This is a genomic window from Streptomyces sp. NPDC060209, from assembly GCF_042728155.1.
Lineage (GTDB): Bacteria > Actinomycetota > Actinomycetes > Streptomycetales > Streptomycetaceae > Streptomyces.
Genome location: NZ_JBHWZS010000522.1, coordinates 1 through 2,983, shown reverse-complemented (window position 1 = coordinate 2,983; position 2,983 = coordinate 1). Strand labels below are relative to the sequence as shown.

The 2,983-nt window shown below is 72.2% G+C and carries 3 protein-coding genes; 2 read left to right on the top strand and 1 reads right to left on the bottom strand.

Annotated features, from left to right (window positions below; all coding sequences use genetic code 11):
* Positions 1-44: 44 nt before the first annotated feature.
* Positions 45-1,019 (bottom strand): carbohydrate kinase family protein, encoded by a 975-nt coding sequence (locus tag ACFWFI_RS42160; protein ID WP_387401166.1) that lies wholly within the window; start codon positions 1,017-1,019, stop codon positions 45-47.
* Between the two features lie 160 nt (positions 1,020-1,179).
* On the opposite strand from ACFWFI_RS42160, the gene ACFWFI_RS42155 reads away from it, so the two are divergent.
* Together ACFWFI_RS42155 and ACFWFI_RS42150 are read left to right on the top strand one after the other, a co-directional pair.
* Complete coding sequence (locus ACFWFI_RS42155; RefSeq protein ID WP_387401164.1) at positions 1,180-1,377, top strand: hypothetical protein; 198 nt, start codon at positions 1,180-1,182, stop codon at positions 1,375-1,377.
* Positions 1,378-1,523: 146 nt separating this feature from the next.
* Positions 1,524-2,966 (top strand): hypothetical protein, encoded by a 1,443-nt coding sequence (locus tag ACFWFI_RS42150; RefSeq protein ID WP_387401162.1) that lies wholly within the window; start codon positions 1,524-1,526, stop codon positions 2,964-2,966.
* The last annotated feature ends 17 nt before the right edge of the window (positions 2,967-2,983 follow it).

The window sequence follows — 2,983 nt, the reverse complement described above, 5'->3', positions numbered from 1 at the left end:
GCCTATGTGGTCCGCCGGCTCCTCTGACCCGGGTACCGCGAGCGTCAGGAGAGGTGCTTGCGGACCTCGGAGGCCGCTTCGTCGCCGTACGCCTTGGTGAAGCGGTCCATGAAGTGGGTGCGGCGCAGGGTGTACTCCTGGGTGCCCACCGTCTCGATGACCAGGGTCGCGAGCATGCAGCCGACCTGGGCGGCGCGCTCGAGGTCCACACCCCAGGCGAGGCCCGAGAGGAAACCGGCGCGGAACGCGTCGCCGACGCCGGTCGGGTCGGCCTTGCGCTCCTCCTCGGCACAGCCGACCTCGATGGGGTCCTGGCCGGCGCGCTCGATGCGGACGCCGCGGGCGCCGAGGGTGGTGACGCGGTGGCCGACCCTGGACAGGATCTCCTCGTCGCTCCAGCCGGTCTTGGACTCGATGAGCCCCTTCTCGTACTCGTTGGAGAAGAGGTACGTCGCGCCGTCGAGCAGGATCCGGATCTCCTCGCCGTCCATCCGGGCGATCTGCTGCGAGAAGTCCGCGGCGAACGGGATGTCCCGCGAGCGGCACTCCTCGGTGTGACGGAGCATCGCCTCGGGGTCGTCGGCCCCGATCGAGACGAGGTCGAGACCGCCGACGCGGTCGGCGACGCTCTTGAGCTCGATCAGCCGGGCCTCGCTCATGGCGCCCGTGTAGAAGGAGCCGATCTGGTTGTGGTCGGCGTCCGTCGTGCAGACGAAGCGCGCCGTGTGCAGGACCTCGGAGACCCGGACCGAGTCGGTGTCGACGCCGTGCCGGTCGAGCCAGGCGCGGTAGTCGTCGAAATCGGCCCCGACTGCGCCGACGAGGATCGGCTGCGTGCCGAGCACGCCCATGCCGAAGGCGATGTTGGCACCCACTCCTCCGCGGCGCACGTCGAGGTTGTCGACCAGGAAGGAGAGCGAGACCGTGTGCAGCTGATCGGCGACCAGCTGGTCGGCGAATCGGCCGGGGAAGGTCATGAGGTGGTCTGTGGCGATGGAGCCGGTGACTGCGATGCGCACGGGGAGGCTGCTCCTGCGGAAGGCGAAGGGAACGCGTGAGCGCGCCCTCCGGGACGGCGTGACAGTTCACGCTACCCGGTGAAGCCGCTGCGCTCGAAGGGGCAAAACTACCCGATAGTAGGTCTTTCTACCTGGGCACCACCGTGCGTACGGTGCCGTTATGTCGAACAACATCGTTCCGCGTGAGTCCGAGATGAGCCTGGCCGAGCTGCGCGGTGACTGCGCGCGGATGGCGCCGCACTGGGTCGTACCCGCGAAGACCAGCACCGAGCCGGTGGAACCCGCCCGCATCCACGGCGTCATCGTGCCGCCGTCCTCGGCCCGGCTGATCGACGCCATGTCCGACTACGGGGACTGATCCGGCCGGTCCGGCCGATAAGGCCGTAGGCGGTTCCCCCGCGCACACGGGGGAACCGTGCGCTCCCCTGGCCCGTCCCACCGGTGTCCCCGCCCCGGGGACGGATGATGCGCCAGTGACGGCCAGGCAGCCGAAGGAGCGATCCGGTGAGCACCGAGCGACCCGACAATGACGTGACCGGCCCGCGGCGGCGTTCGCCACTCGCGGTGGCCTCGGTGGCGGCGGCAGTGCTGCTGGCCGGGGGCGGGGCGGCGTACTGGGCCTCGACCGCGTCGGGCGACGGCGGTACGGACGCCGGCCGGGCGGCATCCGGGGACAGCTCCCCTCCGCTCCTCGCGCTGGACCGCACGGACAGCCCGTCGGGGCAGCCACCCGGCATCGCGCCCGGCGAACCCGATCCGCACGGCAGCGGGGTCGTCTACCGCGCGTCCGGTGAGCTGCCGGACGGCCCCGGCAGCGCCGCCGTCCACCGCGCCGGGGGCACGGTGACCGCGGCCGAGGTGGCACGGCTGGCGAAGGCGCTCGGGGTGAAGGGCACCCCGCACACGGACGGCACCGGGTGGAAGGTGGGCAGCGACGGCGACGGTTCCGGACCGGTCCTGAAAGTGACCAAACAGGCGCCCGGGACCTGGACGTTCGCCCGGTACGGCTCCGGCGGCCCGGACGCGTGCGAGTCCGCCCGGACCTGCGCGAAGCAGGGCGGGACGCCCACGACCGATTCGCCCGTCAGCGAGAAGGCCGCCAAGGCGGCGGCGGTCCCGGTGCTGAAGGCCGTGGGGCAGGACGACGCCGCTCTCGACGCGGACCAGCTGATGGGTTCCGTACGGGTGGTCAACGCCGACCCCGTGGTGGGCGGGCTGCCGACGTACGGCTGGTCGACCGGGATCCAGGTGGGTGCCGAGGGCGAGATCGTCGGCGGCAGCGGGCGCATGAAGGGCCTGGAGAAGGGCGACACCTATCCGGTGACCGGCGCGGACGAGGCGCTGAAGCAGCTGAACGCGGAGAGCCGGCGGACCGCCGAGCCCGACATCGGCGGCTGCGCGACCGCTGAGCCGCTGGAGGGTGACCCGAGCGCGCCGAAGACCGACTGCGGTACGCGGGACGGGACTCCGCCGGCCACCACGGTGACGGTCGAGAAGGCCGAGTTCGGGCTCGCGGCGCAGTACGCCGACGGGGAGCAGATCCTCGTACCCTCGTGGCTCTTCTCCGTACGGCCCGAAGGGGGCGGCCCCGGGAACACGGTCGTCCAGGTCGCGGTGGACCCGGACCACCTGGCGCGGGAGAGCACCCGGCCCTCTCCGACGCCCACGAAGGACCCGGGCGGCGCGGGCGCGGGCATCACCTCGTACAGCGCGGACGGCCGGACGCTGGAGGTGACGTTCTGGGGTGGCGTGTGCAGCACGTACTCGGCCCGCGCCTCGGAGGACTCCACGACGGTGCGGGTCACCGTCACCGAGTCGAAGCCGGACCCCGGCAAGGCCTGCATCATGATCGCCAAGGAGCTGACCCGGACGGTGACGCTGGACGCGCCTCTGGACGGCCGGAAGGTGGTCGACGCGGGGTCGGGTGAGACGGTGCCGCGCGCCTGACGTCCGTAGGCGGAAAC

Bases quoted from the DNA above. Each gene is read 5' to 3' on its own strand.
- ACFWFI_RS42155 (WP_387401164.1), top strand. From the start codon at position 1,180: ATGTCGAACAACATCGTTCCGCGTGAGTCCGAGATGAGCCTGGCCGAG.